Source organism: Sulfitobacter sp. HI0040 (assembly GCF_001634885.1).
GTDB lineage: Bacteria > Pseudomonadota > Alphaproteobacteria > Rhodobacterales > Rhodobacteraceae > Sulfitobacter.
In genome coordinates this window covers 1-278 of sequence record NZ_LWEX01000490.1, presented here as the reverse complement: position 1 = coordinate 278, position 278 = coordinate 1, and the positions used below count along the sequence as shown (strand labels likewise).

The 278-nt window shown below is 63.3% G+C and carries 1 pseudogene; it reads left to right on the top strand.

Annotated features, from left to right (window positions below):
• A pseudogene (locus A3728_RS19690) lies at positions 1 to 188 on the top strand (hypothetical protein); the annotation flags it as partial.
• Positions 189 to 278 lie beyond the last annotated feature (90 nt).

Here is a 278-nt window from a genome sequence, read left to right as displayed (position 1 = left end):
GCTATATCGTCGCCACCGCGCTCAAGACGGTCGAGACGGTGGAAATCACGGAATTCACCGAAGGTGAGGCGGAGGATGGCATCTATGTCCTGCGTTACGATGACGACGTCACCGGACCCGACGCCCTGATCGCCGCCATCACCGGGGTCGGCTACGGCGCGACGCTCGTCTCAGGGAGCGGCTCGTGAGCGAGCCTGAACCAACCCCTGACAAGAACGACCGCCTGCTGAAATACGGGCTGGTGGGCACTGTCATCGTGGCGCTGTGCTGCTTCACCC